Below are 19,631 nucleotides of genomic sequence, written 5' to 3'. Positions count from 1 at the left end.
CAAATGCCTGGTATTGCTCTAGCTCGTCACTGGTCAAGCTATCGATGCCATTATAGCCCCCACGTTCTTCCCTTAACTGCTTAGCGTTCCTGTCGGTCACTGCCTTCAGTATCAGGTTGTTCATGGTGCTATGCGCGTGCTTGGGTGCTTGTTCCCAGTTCTCAATACTGTCATGCAAGGTTTTTCTTTTTGGCTTTTCTAGCGCCCTCTGCATACGGAACTTAGAAAGTTCATCACGCATTTCAAAGAAAGCTTTGACTAGGTTCTTCTTAAACTCTTTTACAGGTTCTGTATTTCGTAAGTAAGTGATCAGCAAGGTTGCTTGTTGCTCATTCAAAATATAGTCCCGTACATTTTGCCCACTCTCTGAAGGTGAAATTTTAAATTGCACCTTTCCGAAGCTCTCAAAGTCCTCTCGATGCTTATTCAGCAAAATCTTCAAATGTCTGTGCTTAACTTCTGCACACTCTGCTACGATACTACTCAGTGTATACGGTTCTTTCTTGCCGTCCATGTAGACTAGTTCCATTGGTTCACTCCTTTCTTAGATTTCCTTTTGATTTAGTTCTATTTTTTTCGTACTATCTCCTAAAAAAATATCGTCCAGTTTTACCTGATACAATTCCGATAACTCTTTAAGTAGCTCAAAAGGGATTAGCGTACTATCTTTTTCGTACTTTGAGATAGTCTGAAAATTCTTGTTGACCTTCTTAGCCACTTGGCGCAAAGTAAAACCTGCATTTACTCGACACGCTCTTAGCGTCCATTGTGCCATATTCTTATAGCTCCTTTCAAGATTGATAAAATCATGGTACTATTTTTTTCGTACTTTGTCAACGCTGTTGTTGAAAAATTTTATTTTTTTCGTACTTTGTCTTTTTTGTGTTATAATCAGGTTGTAGAATTAAAGTAAGGGAGTTTTTAACAATGGCAAAAAATAGCCCTCAGGATTTAAAGAATAGAGAATATTTCTCTAATAATCTTAACCGTGTTATGAAAGAAAAAGGTATCAGACAGATAGACCTGCATAATGCTTTAGAAATTCCTAAAAGTACAATAACTGGTTATGTAAAAGGTAGATCAATGCCAACATCTGGCAATCTTCAAAAACTTGCTGATTATTTGGGAGTGAAAAAATCTGATCTTGACCCTCGCTTTTCTGACAAAGATGTTTACAAAGAATTTTTATATATGTTAGATAAACAATTAGACGAAGAAAAATACCTCGTAAAAAATGTTTCAAAAGATAAAATTTTTCAGAAAGTAAAAGAGAGAGAGAAAAGGGACAAGGAAATAATTGAACTAGCAAAGAGTAAAAATTTCCCAATCAGTCCTGAAGAGTTTCTCACTACTATCACTGAATCATTAAATGAATACAATCCCAAAGACAACTATGAAGTTTTAAATGCCCTTGCGCTAAAGACAAGTAATATCCTATTCTGGCTAGATATTGTATTTCAAAAAACAAGTAGTGAATTCTACATAGTTTTTGAAGATAAGGAATTCAACCAAGAATATTACAACAAATTATATAAAAAGTTTGAAAATCTATTTGAAGAAATTAAGTCTTTAGCTCTTCAAGAAGCTGAGAAAGATAAAGAAAATCTAGATGATTTTGCGTTACTTTGGGGTATAGACTAACCCACGCGCCACAATATCCAACAATCCTGAAGCACGTACTTTCTCGTACTTCAGCAAGTCCGCTGACCTTGTCTAAACCTTGCCACTTTTTAGGGTGTTAGAAATGTTAGTTTTCCAACTATTAAGAACTAATAGAAACGGGTTTGGAATTGTTTACCCCATCGCTTTTTAGGGACTCAGAAAATGAAGAAAATTGTTTTTTTCCAGTATTCTTGAAAATCCGACTTTTTTCCAACATTTACCCGTATAAGCTCTATATCTACCAATTTTACGGAGTAAAATCTTGGTACGCCAGAGAATTACAAACCATTCTAGAATATATGGAGTGGCGTAACTTTAACCAAGTTATAGACAAAGCAAAATAGCCTGTGAAGACTCCGGAAAAACCGTGGTTGCCAATTTTGTTGATGTCAACAAAACCCAAAAGATAAACTCAGATTTTGAAAAAACTTTAAATACAGGCCTGTTTACTATAAACAAGCCCATAATAGCCCCATATCCGCCTTATTTCCTACTCTGGTATTATTTACCGCCTGACTCTTTAAAATCGAATGTGGGGCAATCTGTGAAGCCCTAGCATGATTTAAACCACAATCTAAAACCTTTTTAATAATAGCTTGCCTGCTGATGTATTTTAGAAAGGTTTATCATCATGAAAATAACTGAAGTTATAAAAAAAGACGGTAGTAAAGTCTATCGTACTAATGTATATCTAGGAATTGACCAGGTAACAGGAAAGAAAGCCAAAACAAGTGTAACGGGTAGGACAAGGAAAGAGGTCAAGCAGAAAGCAAAGCACGCGCAAGATGATTTTATATCGAACGGTTGTACTGTGACAAAAGTAGTACCTGTAAAGAATTATCAGGAGTTAGCTGATCTATGGCTAGATAGTTATCAGCTAACAGTAAAGCCTCAGACTTTTGTAGCAACTAAGCAAATGCTCTATAATCACCTTATACCTGTCTTTGGTAGTCTGAGACTGGCCAAGTTATCTGTTAGCTATATACAAAGCTTTATCAACGATTTATCTACTCAGATAGTCCATTATGCAGTGGTTCATTCAATAAATAGGCGTGTCTTACAGTATGGGGTATCTCTCCAGCTCTTGCCATTTAATCCAGCTAGAGACATTATTCTTCCTAAACAGCCTAAACGTGAGAATACAGCAATCAAGTTCATAGCTTCAGACGATTTAAAGGCTCTGTTGCTCCACATGGAAAAACTAGCGTTTAAGAAATACAGTTATTATCTTGATTTTGTTCTGTATAGTGTCTTACTTGCTACTGGGTGCCGTTTCGGAGAAGTAGTAGCCCTGGAATGGTCTGATATTGACTTAGAGAATGGAACCGTCAGCATAAGCAAGAACTACAATAGATTTTTAAAGCTAATAGGTACACCAAAAAGCAAAGCAGGAGTTAGGACAATCAGCATAGACAAGAAAACAGTCAACATGCTACGTCTATACAAGAATAGGCAACGCCAATTATATTTGCAGTCTGGGGCGCGTGCTTCGTCTGTGGTGTTTGCAACACCTACGAGAGAGTACCAGAACCTGGCAACCAGACAAGAGGCTTTAGATCGACGGTGTGCCGAGATTTCTATTCCTCGCTTTACTTTCCACGCTTTCCGCCATACTCACGCTAGTTTATTGCTAAATGCTGGTATCAGCTATAAAGAATTACAATACCGTTTAGGTCATGCTACTTTAGCTATGACCATGGATATATACAGCCACCTATCTGCAGATAAAGAAAAAGAGGCGGTTTCATATTTTGAAAAAGCCATGAATAGCTTGTAAGTCCACAAAAAGGTGAACAAATTTATATTTTTAAAACTCATAGGCTGACTAAAAAGCCTATTAAATCAACGTTTATAGACAAAAAAGGAGAAAAACATGACATTCGAAGAAATCTTGCCTGGACTAAAGGCGAAAAAGAAATATGTACGTACTGGCTGGGGTGGAGCTGAAAATTATGTCCAGCTCTTTGATACCATTGAACAAAATGGCGTCGCTCTTGAAGTGACACCCTATTTCCTCATCAACGTATCTGGAGAAGGGGAAGGTTTTTCCATGTGGAGTCCGACACCATGTGATATCCTAGCGACGGATTGGGTTGAAGTCCATGACTAAACGTGTCTTAGTTACGGGCGTTAGTTCAGGGATTGGTCTGGCTCAAGCTCGACTCTTTTTAGAAAAAGGTTATCAGGTTTTTGGAGTAGATCAGGGTGAAAAGCCTGCCTTACAAGGTGACTTTTGCTTTCTACAACGTGATTTAACACTTGACTTAGAACCAATTTTTGACTGGTGCCCTCAGGTGGATGTTCTCTGCAATACAGCTGGAGTTTTGGATGACTACAAACCTTTACTAGAACAATCTGCTCAGGAAATCCAAGAAATTTTTGAAATCAACTATGTGACACCAGTAGAGCTGACGCGACATTATCTTACGCAAATGCTAGAGAATAAAAAAGGGATCATCATCAATATGTGTTCCATTGCTTCAAATCTAGCAGGCGGGGGTGGTCACGCCTATACCTCGTCTAAGCATGCCTTGGCTGGTTTTACCAAGCAATTAGCTCTAGACTATGCAGAAGCTGGTATCCAGGTCTTTGGGATTGCTCCTGGTGCAGTCAAGACGGGTATGACCGCAGCTGATTTTGAACCAGGTGGTCTGGCAGACTGGGTAGCCAGTGAAACACCTATCAAACGCTGGATTGAGCCAAGTGAAATAGCTGAAGTCAGCCTCTTTTTAGCAAGCGGAAAAGCGAGTGCTATGCAGGGACAGATTCTGACTATTGATGGTGGTTGGAGCTTGAAGTAGCATAGTTGCTATTCTATAAATATGTGGAGGTAAGCTATGAAAAGAGATGAGTTTGGATTTGTCTTGCCCAATCTCTACTATCAGTTTTTAACAGAGTGGGAAGAGATTGACCCCTATGAAATTGGAGATACTGGTATCTGTTTGTATGCCAAGGAGGATCTAAAAGAGCGTAATGAAACTTATCAGATTGAGGAAGTAGAGTCAGATTACTTTATGATTGGACAGGAAGGAGATTTGGCCTACTTTATCAAGAAAAATGCTGATGATTGCATTTATGAAAATGACTTGGGTGCTTTAGGCTCCTTAGACATGCAAAAAGTTGCTGCAAACGTCTATGACTTTATTGATAAGAGTTTAGAGGAAGAGTTGTAAAACTGGGAGGGAGAAATCATGTTTAGAGTGCTAGATGCAGATTCACCGATTTCAAAAGAAGATTTTTTACAATTTGAGGAGATTCTTGGGAAGAAATTGCCAAAAACTATGTTGGGCTTTTATCTCAAGCACAACGGTGGTCAGCCCCAAGTAAGGGGTGTTCACGATGACCGTCATTTATTTCCTTTCAATTCCTTTAATTCACTTGAGGAGATGAAGAAGTCTCTTACATGGTTTGACGATGAGGCTGTGCCTGAGGGATTTAAGGGCGCAGATCTTCTCCATTTTGCCTATGATCCTGGATCTGGCAATTATGCTCTTTCACTAAGGGAAGAGAACTTTGGCAAGGTGTATTTCTATGTTCTAGAAGAAACAGCTGAGGTGTATGGTCAGTGGCCATCTTTTGAGGATTTTTTGAATTCTTTTGTTGAAGAGTGAGACTAAAAAGGAGAAGGGATGCGGAAATACCAAGAACTTTCACTAGAGCAGATCATCGAGCAGGTACGCATGGACAAGTTGGTATCAGATGATTTTTGCCTCTATGGCAAGGAGGATGGAGAACTGGCACTAGATAGGCTCTATTGGGTATCAAATTATCCGGATGTCGTGGAAGACCGTGATATTTATCCTGCTGATGTAGTGGAGCAAGATCTCCAGCTAGTCTACTATGGAGAGCAGTTGATTGACGTTCTTTCGGTTGCACTTGAGGAAAAGCCAGATGTAAGTCACAAAGACTTGGTCGAGGCTTTGAAATATTACCATCAGCATGATAGTTTTATACCCTTTGAACCCTAGTTACAAAGCTAGAATGTTGCAGTTCCATTGATAATAAAAAAAGGAGTTAAGAAATGATAGATTACGAAAACATAAATGAAAAAATTGCCCCTTTTAGCCTGCTTGTATATGATGAGGATCCTAAAAATGTTCGCGGGTCGTTTATTTATTACCCAGATGGAGAATACAGACAGGAAGTGTTTGATACTCGAGAAGAGGAGGGATTTGAAGGAAATGGCTACGATTGGGCATCCTTGGCTTTGGTATTTTTGGAGGAAAAAATGCCTGAATTAAGCGATGCTATTGACTTTGATCCTGAAGGAAGTATGTTTTGTGCCTATTCTTCCAAGGTGGACGCCTTGGCTAAATTTGCTTTAGGATTTAAAGAATTTTGTGATGATATCGAATCTATGAAAGACTTGTTCAGTAGAGCAGAGTTGGATTAATTGACTAAAATCTCTTTAAATTTTTTTAAAAAAGAATAGAAAGGGTTTCAGATGAAGCTATCAGAAGTAGTTGAGCTAGTGGAAAATCATCCAGACCTACATCCCTATTTAGATAAAATATTAAAAAAGAATAAGAAGACCCAAGTTAGTTATCTCGAATCACTGAATCATCTGGCCTATTTACTTTATCTGGATGGTCAAGAGGAAATGGCTAAGGAATTATTAGATCGTATCATACAAGTTCCATTTGAAGGGAATTATAACACTTGGACCTTTGTTGATAGCTCTCTAGTTTTATTGGCCTATCTGGAAAGAGAAAAAGAAAATCAGGTACTCGTCTATAAAAAACTCCTTTTATCTCCATTAGAACAAGGGGAGGAATCAACTCAAAAAATAAGAAGGAGAGTTCATCAGAGATTTTTGAATGGTGATAGCTTGGAGCAAAAGCTTGCAAAAATCGAGCAAGCTTCAAGTCCTGAATCGGAAATGGAACGCCGTTTGCTATACTTGACAGATCTATTGAAGATTCACCTCTTTATTGTTGAGTCAACGTGTGAAGAGATAGATATCCAGGCAAAAATCAAAGAGAATATGGAAATACTAAAGAAGTATATTAAGGAGCATGAAATCTATAGCCTCTTTCCTTTTAAGGGATAAGGGTAAGTTATTGATCTTGGACTTTTAGAAAGAGTAGAATATGGAAATAAAAAAACACTTTGGTGTCTATGGCATTTGCTATGAGAATGGGAAATTGCTTTGCATTGAGAAAATGAGAGGGCCTTATCAGCATCGTTTTGATTTACCGGGTGGTAGTCAGGAAATCGGTGAGGGGTTGACAGAAACCCTCAAGAGAGAAGTTTTGGAAGAGACGGGCTATACGCTTATCCGTTATTGCAATCCTAGGATTTATGATGTACTGGTTCAAGAAGAAGGGCAAGACTTCGCAGTACATCATATCATGGCCTTTTATGATATCGTACTTGATTTAGAACGTTCTCAAAAATCCCTTCCTCATGAAGTTCTTGATGGAAGTAACGATTCAGCAAATGCAATTTGGCTTCCTATTGAGCAGATTACCGAAGAAAATGCCTCACCCTTAGTATTGAAGGTGAAGGCGGAGTTACAAGGATTTCCTGAATTAGAACTGACAAGATATAGAAATTGGAAGGTAAAGATGGGGGATAATGGAACTATTTAAAACATGGAAGAAAAATATGGTTCTCTATGGTCTTAAATCTCAAATTGGAACTGTATACCGAAACAGTGATGGGACAACAAGTTTTTATGATATTGGGAATTTTCTATACCTAGCAGGGGAGTTGAATTCCAGATTTTGGGAAGATTTTGTTAGGCAATATGGTTTAGATTATAAGATTATTATATCAGAAGACACTAAGTGGCAAGATTTTCTGCATCGGCAAGTTGGGTTAATTTCTTTTACTCGCTATTCTTTTAAGGATAAGGCAAATTTTCAAGTTGAATTTCTAATGATCTAGTTAGTCATATAGAGGAAGGTTACAATATTGTACCTATTGATAATCGTATTTATAACTGCCTTTCTGAGGAAGAATGGTCACAAGATTTAAAGGGAGATTTTGAGTCCTATCAGGATTTTTCTTTAAAAGGAGGATTTGGCTTTGTGGTTCTTAAAAATAAAGAACTGATTGCTGGGATTTCCTCAGGGTTAGTTTACCGTGGAGCAGTTGAAGTGGAAGTTGCAACTAGACCAAACGAACAAGGAAATGGATTTGCTAAAAAGCTTGGTGCTGCAATGATTCTAGAGAGTTTAAATAGAGATATGTTTCCTCTTTGGGATGCTCATAACGAGGCTTCCAAAAAAGTAGCAGAATTTTTAGGATATGAGTTAGTTGAACCTTATGAAGCTTTTGAACTAGATGAAAGCGTCATATAATGATATCTGATATTGTATCTTTTAAGACGAGGTGAATGGACATGCAAAATCAACTGGCTCTTAGTGGAGAACAAATTGTTGAAAAAGTTTATCCTCAACTATTTCACCATATCGGTATGATTCGTGGGGAATACTTGTTGAGAGAAATAAACCAAAACATACTATTACCAAATTGTCAGCAATTTGTAAAAGATTATCTAGACACTATTTGCCATTTATACTCAGATGAAGAGGTCTGGTATCGCTTTTCAGAGTTAACAAATGCAGAAGCAAATAGTCTAGACGGGACTAAAGAGTATTTTGACGAACGCCACCCATTATTTGGATATAGAGGTACTAGGCGTTTACTGGCATGTCCAGATGAATTTCAGGCTGAGGCACATGTCGTTACAGAAGTTTATCAAACTAATCCCAATCTGTCTGTTATTTTTCCTTTTGTCAATGATGCTGAACAGTTAAAACAAGCTATTAGAGTATTGCGTCAGCATGGTTTCACTGGAAAAATTGGAACAATGATTGAATTACCGTCAGCTTATTTTGACTTGGACAGGATACTGGAAACTGGTATTTCAAAGATTGTAATTGGAATGAATGATTTGACTTCATTTATTTTTGCCACTGTGAGAAATAGTCAATGGCACGATATGGAAAGTCCAATAATGTTAGAAATGCTGAGACAGATGCAGGATAAAGCAAGGACGAAAAAGATAGATTTCGCCGTGGCAGGCTATCTGAATCCTTCTTTCATACAAAAAATGAATCAGATGGGGATTGAGTGCATTATCCACTACAGTTCTATTCCGGAGATTTTTAATTTAGAGATTGACCATCCAGATCATCTCAAACGTGTAAAAGAAGAAAGTAAAAACATACAAAGGAGCAACCTATGACACCTCAAGAAATGTGGAATACCTACAAGAAAATCAATCCCTTGATCGGAGATGAAATCGACGCCTGGGCTTTTGGAGTGGAAGCCGATCTCTTGGCAGACTTGGTTTTAAAAGGTGAAAAGACGGCAACCGCCTCAGCTTACGACCTTTACGCAGTAGAGGACGAACTCCTTCCCCAAGAAGGGACCTTTGATGTTATTTTAGACAGTAAGGATCAAGCTATCTGCATTATTGAAATTACAAAGGTTTCCGTTCAGCCTTTCCATCAGGTTTCAGCCGACCATGCCCACAAGGAAGGTGAGGGAGACAAATCTTTAGCCTATTGGGTCAGGTTCATGAAGATTTTTTCAAAGACTGGTTAGGAGAAGCAGGTCTGGATTTTACACCTGACAGCAAGATTGTTTTGGAAGAATTTCGCAAGGTCTACCCTCTCTAGACTGCTAGTAGGAAGAAAGTTTTGGAAATCACTGTCCAAAGCTTTTTTCTGACTTAAAATATGATAAAATAGGTATGTTTGAACTAGAGCATTTGCTCAGAAATATAGAATAGGAGAAAATGATGCAAGCAGTAGAACATTATATTAAACAATTTGTTCCTGAACATTATGATTTATTTTTAGACTTGAGTCGTGAGACTAAGACGTTTTCAGGAAAAGTAACCATTACTGGTCAAGCTAAAAGTGACCGAATTTCCCTTCACCAAAAGGACTTAGAAATTGCTTCTGTTGAAGTAGCAGGTCAAGCTCGTCCATTTACAGTTGATAATGAAAACGAAGCTCTTCATATCGAACTTACAGAAGCAGGTTCAGTTGATTTGGTCATCGCTTTTTCAGGTAAGATCACAGATAACATGACAGGGATTTACCCATCTTACTACACAGTTGATGGAGTTAAGAAGGAAGTCTTGTCTACTCAGTTTGAGAGCCACTTTGCCCGTGAAGCCTTCCCATGTGTGGATGAGCCAGAAGCCAAAGCAACCTTTGACCTAGCTCTTCGTTTTGACCAAGCAGCAGGCGAAATTGCCTTGTCAAACATGCCTGAGATTAACGTTGAAAACCGTAAGGAAACTGGCATCTGGAAATTTGAGACAACTCCACGTATGTCCTCATACTTGCTAGCTTTCGTTGCTGGTGATTTGCAAGGGGTAACTGCTAAAACTAAAAATGGTACTTTGGTAGGTGTTTACTCAACCAAGGCCCATCCACTTTCAAATCTTGATTTCTCATTAGACATCGCTGTTCGCTCAATCGAGTTTTACGAAGATTACTACGGAGTCAAGTATCCAATTCCTCAGTCTCTTCACATCGCCCTTCCTGACTTCTCAGCTGGTGCTATGGAAAACTGGGGTCTGGTAACTTACCGTGAAGTTTACTTGGTTGTTGATGAAAACTCAACCTTTGCCAGCCGTCAACAGGTAGCTCTTGTCATTGCTCACGAACTTGCTCACCAATGGTTTGGTAACCTTGTAACTATGAAGTGGTGGGATGACCTCTGGCTCAATGAAAGCTTCGCGAATATGATGGAATACGTCTGTGTGGATGCCATCGAGCCAAGTTGGAATATCTTTGAAGATTTCCAAACAGGTGGAGTACCTCTGGCTCTTGAACGCGATGCGACGGATGGCGTTCAATCTGTTCACGTTGAAGTCAAACACCCAGATGAAATCAATACTCTCTTTGATGGAGCTATCGTCTATGCCAAAGGAAGTCGCCTCATGCACATGCTTCGTCGTTGGTTAGGGGATGCTGATTTTGCCAAAGGTTTGCATGCTTACTTTGAAAAACACCAATACGGAAATACGATTGGTCGTGACCTTTGGAATGCTCTCGGACAAGCATCTGGTCGTGATGTAGCAGCCTTCATGGATTCTTGGTTGGAGCAACCTGGTTATCCAGTCCTTACTGCCACAGTTGAAAATGATGTTTTGAAGATTTCACAAAAACAATTCTTCATCGGTGAACACGAAGATAAAAACCGACTTTGGGTAGTGCCACTTAACAGCAACTGGAAAGGAGTACCAGATACTCTCGAAACTGAAAGTATCGAAATTCCTGGCTATGCAGCACTTCTTGCTGAAAATGAAGGAGCACTTCGTTTCAACACTGAAAATACAGCCCACTACATTACAGACTATCAAGGTCAATTACTTGATGCTGTGCTTGCAGACCTAGTAGAACTTGATAACACAAGTAAACTTCAAATCGTCCAAGAACGTCGTTTGCTTGCTGAAGCAGGGCACATTTCTTATGCAGACTTGCTTCCAGTAGTGGATCAATTAGCACAAGAAGAATCTTATCTCGTTGTTTCAGCAGTTTCACAAGTTATCGGAGCGCTTGATCGCTTTATCGATGAAGGAACAGAGGCAGAAAAAGCCTTTAAAGCCCTTATTGCTAAACTGGCTCGTTACAACTATGACCGTCTTGGCTTTGAAGCTAAAGAGGGTGAATCTGATGAAGATGAATTGGTTCGTCAATTGACAATTTCCATGATGATTCGTTCAAATGACGAGGAAGCCAGTCAAGTTGCTAGCCAAATTTTCGAAGCCCACAAGGATAATCTTTCAGGACTTCCAGCAGCTATTCGTTCACAAGTTCTCATCAATGAAATGAAACACCATGAGACTAAGGAATTGGTCGCAACTTATCTCGATCTTTATACTCATGCCACAGATGCCGCCTTTAAACGCCAATTGGCAGCTGCTCTTGCCTACAGTACAGATGCGGATAATATCCAAACCTTGATTGCTTCTTGGAAGGATAAATTTGTGGTGAAACCTCAAGATTTGTCTGCATGGTATTATCAGTTCTTAGGTCATCAAGCAACCCAGGAAACAGCGTGGTCTTGGGCGCGTGAAAACTGGGCTTGGATTAAGGCTGCTCTTGGTGGAGATATGAGCTTTGATAGCTTTGTTATTCTGCCTGCCCATGTATTTAAGACAGAGCAACGCTTGACAGAATACAAGGCCTTCTTTGAGCCACAACTTTCTGACCTTGCCCTTAGCCGTAACATCGGTATGGGCATCAAGGAAATCGCAGCACGCGTTGAATTGATCAAGCGTGAAAAAGCGGCAGTTGAAGCAGCTGTTGCTCAATATAGCAAAGCTTAAGGATTCTAGTCTAACTAGATTACAAAAACTCAACTTTCTATTGGAAAAACAAGGGAAGTTGAGTTTTTTTTAAGATATTTTTGCTATAATAGGTATAATAAGGAGGAATTTTTGATGATCAAGATTCTATTAGTGGAAGATGACCTAGGCCTGTCAAATTCAGTCTTTGACTTTCTGGATGATTTTGCGGATGTCATGCAGGTTTTTGATGGAGAAGAAGGTCTTTATGAGGCTGAAAGTGGTGTTTATGACTTGATTTTATTGGACTTGATGTTACCTGAAAAAAATGGATTCCAAGTCTTGAAAGAATTGCGTGAAAAAGGTATTTCGACTCCTGTTCTGATCATGACAGCCAAGGAAAGTCTCGATGACAAAGGTCATGGATTTGAGCTTGGGGCAGATGATTATCTAACAAAACCATTCTACCTAGAAGAACTCAAGATGCGTATTCAGGCCCTGCTTAAACGTTCTGGTAAGTTCAACGAAAATACTCTTTCTTATGGTGATTTGACTGTAAATCTATCTACCAATGAGGTTAGAGTTAATGATACTGTTGTTGAACTATTAGGTAAAGAATTTGATCTCTTGGTTTATTTCCTCCAAAATCAAAATGTTATCTTACCCAAAACCCAGATTTTTGACCGTTTATGGGGATTCGATAGTGATACAACTATCTCTGTCGTAGAGGTTTACGTATCAAAAGTTCGTAAGAAATTAAAGGGATCAGTCTTTGCTGAAAACCTCCAAACCTTGCGTAGTGTTGGGTATATTTTAAAACATGTTTAATAAATTTAAAAAGAATTGGTATGCGGAGGATTTCAGTTATTTTATCCGTAACTTTGGAGTATTTACTCTGATTTTCTCCGCTATGACTTTGATTATCTTGCAGGTTATGCACTCGAGTCTTTATACCTCAGTTGATGAGAAGCTTCTGTCTCTCAGTGGCAATCCTCAAGATGTCATCCAGTTGGCTGTCAATCGAGCAACAGATGAAGTCAAAGATCTCAATAGTCAATCCGTTCCTCCATCAACGGATAAAAAACCAACGGTCAGTTCCAATACGGAAGTGATTTTGTTGGATTCAAATTTGAATCAATTAGTGACTGGCAACCGCTTTTTAGGTCTTGATAAGATTACTTTTAATAAAAAGGATTTGAATCATATTCGACAACTTCATGTTCAGAATAGTTACGGTCAGGACGAGATTTACCGAGTGATTCTGACTGAGATGAATATTGAATCTGTCTCGACCAATATTAAGTATGCAGCGGTTTTGATAAATACCAGTCAGATAGAGCAAATTAGTCAAAATCATGAGCAATTAATCGTGGTAGTCATGGCTAGCTTCTGGATTTTATCCATTATTGCCAGCCTTTATCTTGCGCGTGTCAGTGTTAAACCTTTACTTGAAAGCATGCAAAAGCAACAGAGTTTTGTGGAAAATGCCAGTCATGAGCTACGAACTCCATTAGCTGTTCTGCAAAATCGTCTAGAAACTCTTTTCAGAAAACCTGAGGCAACTATTATGGAGTCAAGTGAGAGTATTGCTTCCAGTCTAGAAGAAGTTCGTAATATGCGCTTTTTAACGACTAATCTCCTTAATTTAGCTCGTCGTGATGACGGCATTAAACCGGAATTAGGAGAGGTAGAGCCAGACTTCTTTAACACAACTTTTACCAACTATGAGATGATCGCATCTGAAAATAACCGCGTTTTTCATTTTGAAAATCGTATTCATCGGACCATCATAACAGACAAGCTTCTTCTTAAGCAACTGATGACTATCTTGTTTGACAATGCTGTCAAGTACACAGAAGAAGAAGGAGGTATTCATTTTGTCATTGCTACGACGGAGCGTAATCTCTATTTGTCAGTAGCTGATGATGGAATTGGTATTTCTGCAGCAGATAAAAAGAAAATTTTTGATCGCTTTTATCGAGTTGACAAAGCTCGTACTCGCCAAAAAGGTGGCTTTGGGCTAGGTTTATCCTTAGCAAAGCAGATTGTCGATGCCTTAAAAGGAACCATTAGTGTTAAGGATAACAAACCACATGGTACGATTTTTGAAGTAAAAATCGCCATCCAAACACCATCCAAGCGTAAAAATAAATAAAAAAAAGGCTGTGACTTAGAAAGTGGTAGACCAAGTATCGCTTTTCTAGTCGCAGCCTTTTAGCTATCCTATAAAAAATAGGTCGGGATAAAAATCCCGACCTTTTGAATCTAATAAAATTTCTTCTTAATCATTGAACGTTGAAAGTTTGATGCCGCTAAACTCAAGGCAATTGCTAGGCTAAAAGCTAAGACTGTATTGAACTTGAGGGATAAAAAGATAAAGCTAAACAAGGCTAAAAAGACGCAAAAACAAGCAATGTTTACAAAGAAAAGAACTTCCTTCAAACTAGCAACGGAAGTTGTTTCTGGAACATAGTCTTGGTATAGCGTTGTTTGAGTTTCCTCTTCTTCAAACTCATACGATTGATATTTTCTTACGGGCATGATTCTCTCCTTAACAGTACTCTCTCATTTTACCATTTTTCAAGAAAAAAATTATTACAGTAAGGTTACAAAAAGAATAAAGTCTGTTTTCATATGATGAAACAATTTTCTTGACACTCTTCCACAAAGGTGATAGGATGGGTGAACAACTCAAAATATCTTGCCTGTTCAAGTTTTTGTAATGAGGAAGCGAAATAAATATAAGTAGCAATTGCTGGTTGTTTCCGTAGATTTAGAACCACTTTGTAGGATGAATGAAAAGATTTGCATGAAAGACAGATTTTTCTGTCTTTTATTTTTGATACTGAGTGAGCATTTGCCACTTCCAGAAAAGTTAAAGGAGAATTGCAGTGTATCTTGCAATCAAAGAAATTTTACAGAATAAACTGCGTTACAGTTTAATTCTAACAACCATTTTTCTCATTGCTTTTATGGTCTTTTTTATGACCAGTTTGGCTCTTGGGCTTGTTCGAAATAACAGGGCTGCTATTGATAATTGGCAAGCAACAGGAGTTGTGCTATCCGATTATGCAAATGATAATTTGACTGCATCCTTTATACCAGAAAAAGACTACAAAGATAAAGTGTCTGGGGATGCTGTTCCTCTAAGCTACATGTTTGCGGTGACAAACCATGTCGATAGTAGTGACAAGATGAATGTCTCTATTTTTGGTCAAGAGTGGGACAGTTTTATCTCGCCAACCTTGATTGAAGGGCGTTACCCAGAAAATGACCAAGAAGTGGTAGTGGATCAGTCTTTTGAAAATTACGGCATCAAACTCGGGGACGCTATTCAACTCAACGGAAGTGAGACAAGTTTTAAGATTGTAGGTTTGACCAGAGAAAATAAATTTTTCACGGAACCTGTTATCTTTACAAGTTTAACAACGTATTGGAATTTACAAGGAACAACAAAAGCCAATCGTTCGATCTCTGCATTGGTATTGCAAAATGATGTAGAAGTGACTGGCGATGGTTTGAAGCAGATTTCTATTCAAAAAATGATTTCGAAAATTCCTGGCTATACCCCTCAAGTCAATGTATTCTCAGGAATGATTCTAGCTATGATTGTCATTACAGGTCTGATTGTTGGGATTTTTATTTATATTATTACTATTCAAAAACTAGGCCTCTATGGGATTATGAGAGCTCAAGGAATTCAGGTTAAAACTATTGTTTGGTCGCTTTTTTGTCAAATTATATTGCTGGCAGGTTTTGGGATCGGTCTAGCCTTATTGGCGATTGTAGGTGTCATTCTTGTTCTACCTGCAACCTTCGTTTTCTATCCAAGTTGGTTAGCATATTTAGGATTGAGTTTGGGAATTTGCTTGATGGCATTACTTGGAGGAGTGATTTCTCTCCCTCGTTTGCTCAAGGTTGATCCAATAACGGCTATTGCAGAATGATAAGGAGACCTACATGACACCATTGATAGAAATGAAGCAAGTGACGAAAAGCTATGGAGAAGGAAATATGAAAGTCATTGCACTACACGAGACGAACTTTCAACTAAATGCAGGTGAATTTGTTGCCATAGTTGGTCCTTCTGGATCTGGTAAAACAACCTTTTTGACCACCTTAGGGCAGTTGCAGGAGCCTTCAGGTGGGAAGATTTTAGTAAAGGGAACAGAAACGGGTAATTTGACTGAAAAAGAGAAAACAGATCTTCGGTTTAAGGAATTTGGTTTTATATTACAGGCTTCAAACCTGATTCCTTTTTTAACTGTTAAGGAACAATTAGACCTAATTGATCGACTAGATAAAGACAAATCTTCGAAAAGTGACCGCCAAGAGTTATTTGATTTGTTGGACCTGAACAAAGTTCAAAATTATTATCCCAAGGCCTTATCTGGGGGAGAACGTCAACGAGCAGCAATTGCCAGAGCACTCTATAACAATCCTAGCATCGTTCTTGCTGACGAACCAACGGCTAGTCTTGATACCCAAAGAGCTTACCAAGTAACGGATATGCTTGCTTCAATTGCACATGAGCAGGGAAGAGGAGTAGTGATGATTACGCATGACACCAGACTTCTCGATAAGGTCGATCGTGTCTTTATCATGAATGATGGTCACCTTGTTGAAGAAATACAAGCATAAAAGAATATAAAGTGAACTCTAGTAAAGGTAGTTCACTTTTTATGTTTCTAAAAGTGAAGAGTATAACTTTTCTTAAAAAATAGATTGCCCATAGCTGATTTTTCAGAAATGTGGTATAATTTTTCTTATGGAAAAGATTATTATTACAGCAACTGCTGAAAGCATTGAACAAGTAAAAGAATTACTAGAGGCGGGAGTTGACCGCATCTATGTTGGTGAGAAAGATTTTGGTCTTCGTTTGCCAACTACCTTTAGTCATGAAGAATTGCGTGAAATCGCAAAAATTGTTCATGATGCCGGTAAGGAATTAATCGTTGCGGTCAATGCTCTTATGCACCAAGACATGATGGACCGTATCAAGCCCTTCTTGGACTTTTTAGAAGAAATCAAAACGGACTATATCACAGTTGGGGACGCAGGTGTCTTTTATGTGGTTAACCGTGATAAATATTCTTTCAAAACGATTTACGATGCCTCAACCATGGTCACAAGTAGTCGTCAGATTAATTTCTGGGGACAAAAAGCAAGAGCGTCAGAAGCAGTTTTGGCGCGTGAAATCCCATCTGCAGAACTTTTCAAAATGCCTGAAATTTTAGAAATTCCTGCTGAAGTTTTGGTTTACGGTGCTAGTGTCATCCACCACTCTAAGCGTCCACTCTTGCAGAATTACTATAATTTTACTCAGATTGATGATGAAAAAACCCGTCAACGTGATTTGTTCCTTGCAGAACCGAGTGACCCAGAGAGTCATTACTCTATTTTTGAGGATAATCATGGAACTCACATTTTTGCCAACAACGACCTTGATTTGATGACCAAATTGCCAGAGTTGGTAGAGCATGGTTTCACTCATTGGAAACTAGAGGGACTTTATACTCCAGGTCAAGATTTTGTTGAGATTGCAAAACTCTTCATCCAAGCCCGTAGCTTGATTCAAGAGGGAAGCTTTACGCATGACCAAGCCTTCTTGTTGGATGAGCAAGTCCGTAAACTCCATCCAAAAAATCGTTTCCTTGACACAGGATTTTATGACTACGATCCTGACATGGTTAAATAAGAATCAAAAACCCGAAATAAAATGTTCGGGTTTTTCTAGTGCAAGGATGAATTTAAAGCGTATTCATGTTATAATAAAAGTAGCTTTTTGTTTGGAGGTGTTTAAGTGGAAAATCTGAAAAAAATAGCAGGCATCAAGGCTGCTGAGTTCGTAACCGACGGAATGGTTGTAGGACTTGGAACAGGCTCGACTGCCTATTATTTCGTAGAGGAGATCGGACGTAGAATTAAAGAAGAAGGACTTCAAATTACAGCCGTAACGACCTCGAGTGTAACAACAAAACAGGCACAAGGATTAAATATCCCACTTAAGTCGATTGATGAGGTGGATGAGGTTGATGTGACTGTTGATGGAGCCGATGAGGTAGATCGCCAGTTTAATGGTATCAAAGGAGGCGGTGGTGCGCTTCTAATGGAAAAAGTAGTTGCGACACCAACCAAACAGTATATCTGGGTGGTAGATGAGAGCAAAATGGTTGAGAAACTGGGCGCTTTCAAACTACCTGTCGAAGTTGTCCAATACGGAGCAGAACAGGTTTTCCGTCGTTTTGAAAAAGCTGGTTACAAGCCAAGTTTTCGTGAAAAAGATGGCCAACGCTTTGTGACGGATATGAAAAATTTCATCATTGATCTTGATTTAGGTGTTATTGAAGATCCGATTGCTTTTGGTCATCAACTGGATCTTCAGGTCGGTATTGTTGAGCACGGTTTATTTAATCAAATGGTTGATAAAGTGATTGTAGCAGGGCAAGCTGGCGTTCAGGTTTTAACTTCAACAAAAGGGAAATAAAGGAGGCAAACGATGTCAAAATTTAAACGTATTCATTTGGTAGTGCTCGATTCTGTAGGAATCGGTGCAGCACCAGATGCTAATAACTTCGTCAATGCAGGGGTTCCAGATGGAGCATCTGATACACTTGGGCATATTTCAAAATCTGTTGGTTTGAATGTTCCTAACATGGCTAAGATTGGTCTTGGGAACATCGAGCGTGAGACAGCCCTTAAAACGGTTCCCGCAGAAGCAAATCCTAGTGGTTACTACACTAAACTTGAGGAAGTGTCATTAGGTAAAGACACCATGACAGGTCACTGGGAAATCATGGGCCTCAATATCACTGAACCTTTCGATACTTTCTGGAATGGATTCCCAGAAGAAATCCTTACAAAGATTGAAGAATTCTCAGGTCGTAAAGTAATCCGTGAAGCAAATAAACCTTACTCAGGAACTGCTGTTATCGATGATTTTGGACCACGCCAAATGGAAACAGGCGAGTTGCTCATCTATACATCAGCTGACCCGGTTCTTCAAATTGCTGCTCACGAAGACATTATTCCTTTGGATGAACTCTACCGTATCTGTGAATACGCTCGTTCGATTACTTTAGAGCGTCCAGCTCTTCTTGGACGTATTATCGCTCGTCCTTATGTTGGTGAGCCTGGAAACTTCACACGTACTGCAAATCGTCGTGACTTGGCTGTATCACCATTTGCTCCAACAGTTTTGGACAAACTTAACGAAGCAGGTATTGATACTTACTCAGTAGGTAAGATTAGCGATATCTTTAATGGTGCTGGGGTGAACCATGATATGGGCCACAATAAGTCTAATAGCCATGGAATTGATACGCTTTTGACAACAATGGGCCTTGCTGAGTTTGAAAAAGGATTCTCATTCACTAACTTGGTCGACTTTGATGCACTTTACGGTCACCGCCGTGATCCACATGGTTACCGCGATTGCTTGCATGAGTTTGATCAACGTTTGCCTGAGCTTATCGCTGCTATGAGAGAAGATGATCTACTCATGATTACTGCAGATCATGGTAATGACCCTACTTATGCAGGTACAGACCATACTCGTGAATACATTCCACTTTTGGTCTGTAGCCCATCACTAAAAGGAAATGGACACCTACCAATCGGTCATTTTGCAGATATTTCTGCGACAATCGCTGATAACTTTGGCGTAGATAAGGCTATGATTGGTGAAAGCTTCTTAGATAAATTGGTTTAA

General features: G+C 38.9%; 22 protein-coding genes and 2 pseudogenes. 21 read left to right on the top strand and 3 right to left on the bottom strand.

The genetic code is table 11. The features are described 5' to 3' along the window. A partial coding sequence (locus QM867_RS08930) for a Rha family transcriptional regulator (protein ID WP_414315599.1) occupies positions 1 to 529 on the bottom strand: 529 nt, incomplete at its 3' end. 15 nt (positions 530 to 544) lie between these two features. After that, positions 545 to 775, bottom strand: a complete 231-nt coding sequence (locus tag QM867_RS08925) for a helix-turn-helix domain-containing protein (protein WP_000090006.1) — start codon at positions 773 to 775, stop codon at positions 545 to 547. 152 nt (positions 776 to 927) lie between these two features. On the opposite strand from QM867_RS08925, the gene QM867_RS08920 reads away from it, so the two are divergent. From QM867_RS08920 to QM867_RS08845, 16 genes and pseudogenes are all read left to right on the top strand, one after another. Continuing rightward, positions 928 to 1,641, top strand: a complete 714-nt coding sequence (locus QM867_RS08920; protein WP_315638896.1) for a helix-turn-helix domain-containing protein — start codon at positions 928 to 930, stop codon at positions 1,639 to 1,641. A 652-nt stretch (positions 1,642 to 2,293) separates the two neighbouring features. Next, positions 2,294 to 3,439 (top strand): site-specific integrase, encoded by a 1,146-nt coding sequence (locus QM867_RS08915; RefSeq protein ID WP_315638898.1) that lies wholly within the window; start codon positions 2,294 to 2,296, stop codon positions 3,437 to 3,439. Between the two features lie 96 nt (positions 3,440 to 3,535). Then, on the top strand, positions 3,536 to 3,772 hold the full coding sequence (locus QM867_RS08910; protein ID WP_033584053.1) for a DUF2829 domain-containing protein: 237 nt from the start codon (positions 3,536 to 3,538) through the stop codon (positions 3,770 to 3,772). Beyond that, entirely contained in the window at positions 3,765 to 4,463 is a 699-nt protein-coding gene (locus QM867_RS08905; protein ID WP_414315598.1) for a 3-oxoacyl-ACP reductase, read from the top strand. The genes QM867_RS08910 and QM867_RS08905 overlap by 8 nt, the downstream gene beginning before the upstream one ends. 36 nt (positions 4,464 to 4,499) lie before the next feature. After that, a complete protein-coding gene (locus QM867_RS08900; protein WP_414315597.1) occupies positions 4,500 to 4,835 on the top strand; it encodes a hypothetical protein in 336 nt (111 codons plus the stop codon). Positions 4,836 to 4,853: 18 nt separating this feature from the next. Further along, positions 4,854 to 5,273: an SMI1/KNR4 family protein gene (locus tag QM867_RS08895; protein WP_414315596.1), complete on the top strand. Its 420-nt coding sequence runs from the start codon at positions 4,854 to 4,856 to the stop codon at positions 5,271 to 5,273. 18 nt (positions 5,274 to 5,291) lie between these two features. Next, positions 5,292 to 5,630, top strand: a complete 339-nt coding sequence (locus tag QM867_RS08890) for a hypothetical protein (RefSeq protein WP_414315595.1) — start codon at positions 5,292 to 5,294, stop codon at positions 5,628 to 5,630. Positions 5,631 to 5,683: 53 nt separating this feature from the next. After that, positions 5,684 to 6,055 carry an Imm51 family immunity protein gene (locus QM867_RS08885; RefSeq protein ID WP_414315594.1) on the top strand — a complete coding sequence of 124 codons (372 nt, stop codon included), beginning with the start codon at positions 5,684 to 5,686 and terminating at the stop codon, positions 6,053 to 6,055. 51 nt (positions 6,056 to 6,106) lie between these two features. Further along, on the top strand, positions 6,107 to 6,712 hold the full coding sequence (locus QM867_RS08880; protein WP_414315593.1) for a DUF6707 family protein: 606 nt from the start codon (positions 6,107 to 6,109) through the stop codon (positions 6,710 to 6,712). A 40-nt stretch (positions 6,713 to 6,752) separates the two neighbouring features. Continuing rightward, a complete protein-coding gene (locus QM867_RS08875; protein ID WP_414315592.1) occupies positions 6,753 to 7,253 on the top strand; it encodes an NUDIX hydrolase in 501 nt (166 codons plus the stop codon). Further along, positions 7,240 to 7,967, top strand: a pseudogene (locus tag QM867_RS08870) (GNAT family N-acetyltransferase). The gene QM867_RS08875 and the pseudogene QM867_RS08870 overlap by 14 nt, the downstream one beginning before the upstream one ends. Positions 7,968 to 8,008: 41 nt before the next feature. Then, on the top strand, positions 8,009 to 8,857 hold the full coding sequence (locus QM867_RS08865; RefSeq protein ID WP_414315591.1) for a putative PEP-binding protein: 849 nt from the start codon (positions 8,009 to 8,011) through the stop codon (positions 8,855 to 8,857). Beyond that, positions 8,854 to 9,293, top strand: a pseudogene (locus QM867_RS08860) (ASCH domain-containing protein). Before QM867_RS08865 ends, QM867_RS08860 begins: the two are co-directional and overlap by 4 nt. A 122-nt stretch (positions 9,294 to 9,415) precedes the next feature. After that, complete coding sequence (locus tag QM867_RS08855; RefSeq protein WP_414315600.1) at positions 9,416 to 11,962, top strand: M1 family metallopeptidase; 2,547 nt, start codon at positions 9,416 to 9,418, stop codon at positions 11,960 to 11,962. Positions 11,963 to 12,076: 114 nt separating this feature from the next. Then, on the top strand, positions 12,077 to 12,748 hold the full coding sequence (locus QM867_RS08850) for a response regulator transcription factor (RefSeq protein WP_000590624.1): 672 nt from the start codon (positions 12,077 to 12,079) through the stop codon (positions 12,746 to 12,748). Continuing rightward, entirely contained in the window at positions 12,741 to 14,075 is a 1,335-nt protein-coding gene (locus QM867_RS08845; RefSeq protein WP_414315590.1) for a sensor histidine kinase, read from the top strand. Before QM867_RS08850 ends, QM867_RS08845 begins: the two co-directional genes overlap by 8 nt. 110 nt (positions 14,076 to 14,185) lie before the next feature. Here the strand turns inward: QM867_RS08845 and QM867_RS08840 are convergent, their stop codons facing one another. Further along, positions 14,186 to 14,461, bottom strand: a complete 276-nt coding sequence (locus QM867_RS08840) for a DUF3270 family protein (protein WP_414273340.1) — start codon at positions 14,459 to 14,461, stop codon at positions 14,186 to 14,188. 350 nt (positions 14,462 to 14,811) lie between these two features. Here QM867_RS08840 and QM867_RS08835 point away from each other — a divergent pair, with 350 nt between their 5' ends. The 5 genes from QM867_RS08835 (at position 14,812) to QM867_RS08815 (ending at position 19,631) form a co-directional block, all read left to right on the top strand. Then, entirely contained in the window at positions 14,812 to 15,867 is a 1,056-nt protein-coding gene (locus tag QM867_RS08835; RefSeq protein ID WP_414315589.1) for an ABC transporter permease, read from the top strand. 13 nt (positions 15,868 to 15,880) lie between these two features. Next, on the top strand, positions 15,881 to 16,561 hold the full coding sequence (locus tag QM867_RS08830; RefSeq protein ID WP_371607993.1) for an ABC transporter ATP-binding protein: 681 nt from the start codon (positions 15,881 to 15,883) through the stop codon (positions 16,559 to 16,561). 127 nt (positions 16,562 to 16,688) lie between these two features. Then, complete coding sequence (locus tag QM867_RS08825; RefSeq protein WP_371607994.1) at positions 16,689 to 17,618, top strand: peptidase U32 family protein; 930 nt, start codon at positions 16,689 to 16,691, stop codon at positions 17,616 to 17,618. 105 nt (positions 17,619 to 17,723) lie between these two features. Continuing rightward, positions 17,724 to 18,407 carry a ribose-5-phosphate isomerase RpiA gene (gene rpiA, locus QM867_RS08820; RefSeq protein WP_045763755.1) on the top strand — a complete coding sequence of 228 codons (684 nt, stop codon included), beginning with the start codon at positions 17,724 to 17,726 and terminating at the stop codon, positions 18,405 to 18,407. Positions 18,408 to 18,419: 12 nt separating this feature from the next. Then, a complete protein-coding gene (locus QM867_RS08815; RefSeq protein WP_371607995.1) occupies positions 18,420 to 19,631 on the top strand; it encodes a phosphopentomutase in 1,212 nt (403 codons plus the stop codon).

Origin of the sequence: Streptococcus infantis (assembly GCF_047463635.1) — a bacterium.
GTDB lineage: Bacteria > Bacillota > Bacilli > Lactobacillales > Streptococcaceae > Streptococcus > Streptococcus infantis_W.
Note: the sequence above shows the minus strand (reverse complement) of the source record. Positions and strands in the feature narration are given on the sequence as shown.

What these genes read in the sequence shown, in the direction of transcription:
- QM867_RS08900 (WP_414315597.1), top strand. Translation starts at nt 4,500, where the DNA reads ATGAAAAGAGATGAGTTTGGATTTGTCTTGCCCAATCTCTACTATCAG.
- QM867_RS08865 (WP_414315591.1), top strand. Translation starts at nt 8,009, where the DNA reads ATGCAAAATCAACTGGCTCTTAGTGGAGAACAAATTGTTGAAAAAGTT.
- QM867_RS08825 (WP_371607994.1), top strand. Translation starts at nt 16,689, where the DNA reads ATGGAAAAGATTATTATTACAGCAACTGCTGAAAGCATTGAACAAGTA.
- QM867_RS08845 (WP_414315590.1), top strand. Translation starts at nt 12,741, where the DNA reads ATGTTTAATAAATTTAAAAAGAATTGGTATGCGGAGGATTTCAGTTAT.
- QM867_RS08840 (WP_414273340.1), bottom strand. Translation starts at nt 14,461, where the DNA reads ATGCCCGTAAGAAAATATCAATCGTATGAGTTTGAAGAAGAGGAAACT.
- QM867_RS08910 (WP_033584053.1), top strand. Translation starts at nt 3,536, where the DNA reads ATGACATTCGAAGAAATCTTGCCTGGACTAAAGGCGAAAAAGAAATAT.
- QM867_RS08855 (WP_414315600.1), top strand. Translation starts at nt 9,416, where the DNA reads ATGCAAGCAGTAGAACATTATATTAAACAATTTGTTCCTGAACATTAT.
- QM867_RS08875 (WP_414315592.1), top strand. Translation starts at nt 6,753, where the DNA reads ATGGAAATAAAAAAACACTTTGGTGTCTATGGCATTTGCTATGAGAAT.
- QM867_RS08915 (WP_315638898.1), top strand. Translation starts at nt 2,294, where the DNA reads ATGAAAATAACTGAAGTTATAAAAAAAGACGGTAGTAAAGTCTATCGT.
- QM867_RS08920 (WP_315638896.1), top strand. Translation starts at nt 928, where the DNA reads ATGGCAAAAAATAGCCCTCAGGATTTAAAGAATAGAGAATATTTCTCT.
- QM867_RS08905 (WP_414315598.1), top strand. Translation starts at nt 3,765, where the DNA reads ATGACTAAACGTGTCTTAGTTACGGGCGTTAGTTCAGGGATTGGTCTG.
- QM867_RS08880 (WP_414315593.1), top strand. Translation starts at nt 6,107, where the DNA reads ATGAAGCTATCAGAAGTAGTTGAGCTAGTGGAAAATCATCCAGACCTA.
- QM867_RS08885 (WP_414315594.1), top strand. Translation starts at nt 5,684, where the DNA reads ATGATAGATTACGAAAACATAAATGAAAAAATTGCCCCTTTTAGCCTG.
- QM867_RS08925 (WP_000090006.1), bottom strand. Translation starts at nt 775, where the DNA reads ATGGCACAATGGACGCTAAGAGCGTGTCGAGTAAATGCAGGTTTTACT.
- QM867_RS08895 (WP_414315596.1), top strand. Translation starts at nt 4,854, where the DNA reads ATGTTTAGAGTGCTAGATGCAGATTCACCGATTTCAAAAGAAGATTTT.
- QM867_RS08850 (WP_000590624.1), top strand. Translation starts at nt 12,077, where the DNA reads ATGATCAAGATTCTATTAGTGGAAGATGACCTAGGCCTGTCAAATTCA.
- QM867_RS08890 (WP_414315595.1), top strand. Translation starts at nt 5,292, where the DNA reads ATGCGGAAATACCAAGAACTTTCACTAGAGCAGATCATCGAGCAGGTA.
- QM867_RS08830 (WP_371607993.1), top strand. Translation starts at nt 15,881, where the DNA reads ATGACACCATTGATAGAAATGAAGCAAGTGACGAAAAGCTATGGAGAA.
- QM867_RS08815 (WP_371607995.1), top strand. Translation starts at nt 18,420, where the DNA reads ATGTCAAAATTTAAACGTATTCATTTGGTAGTGCTCGATTCTGTAGGA.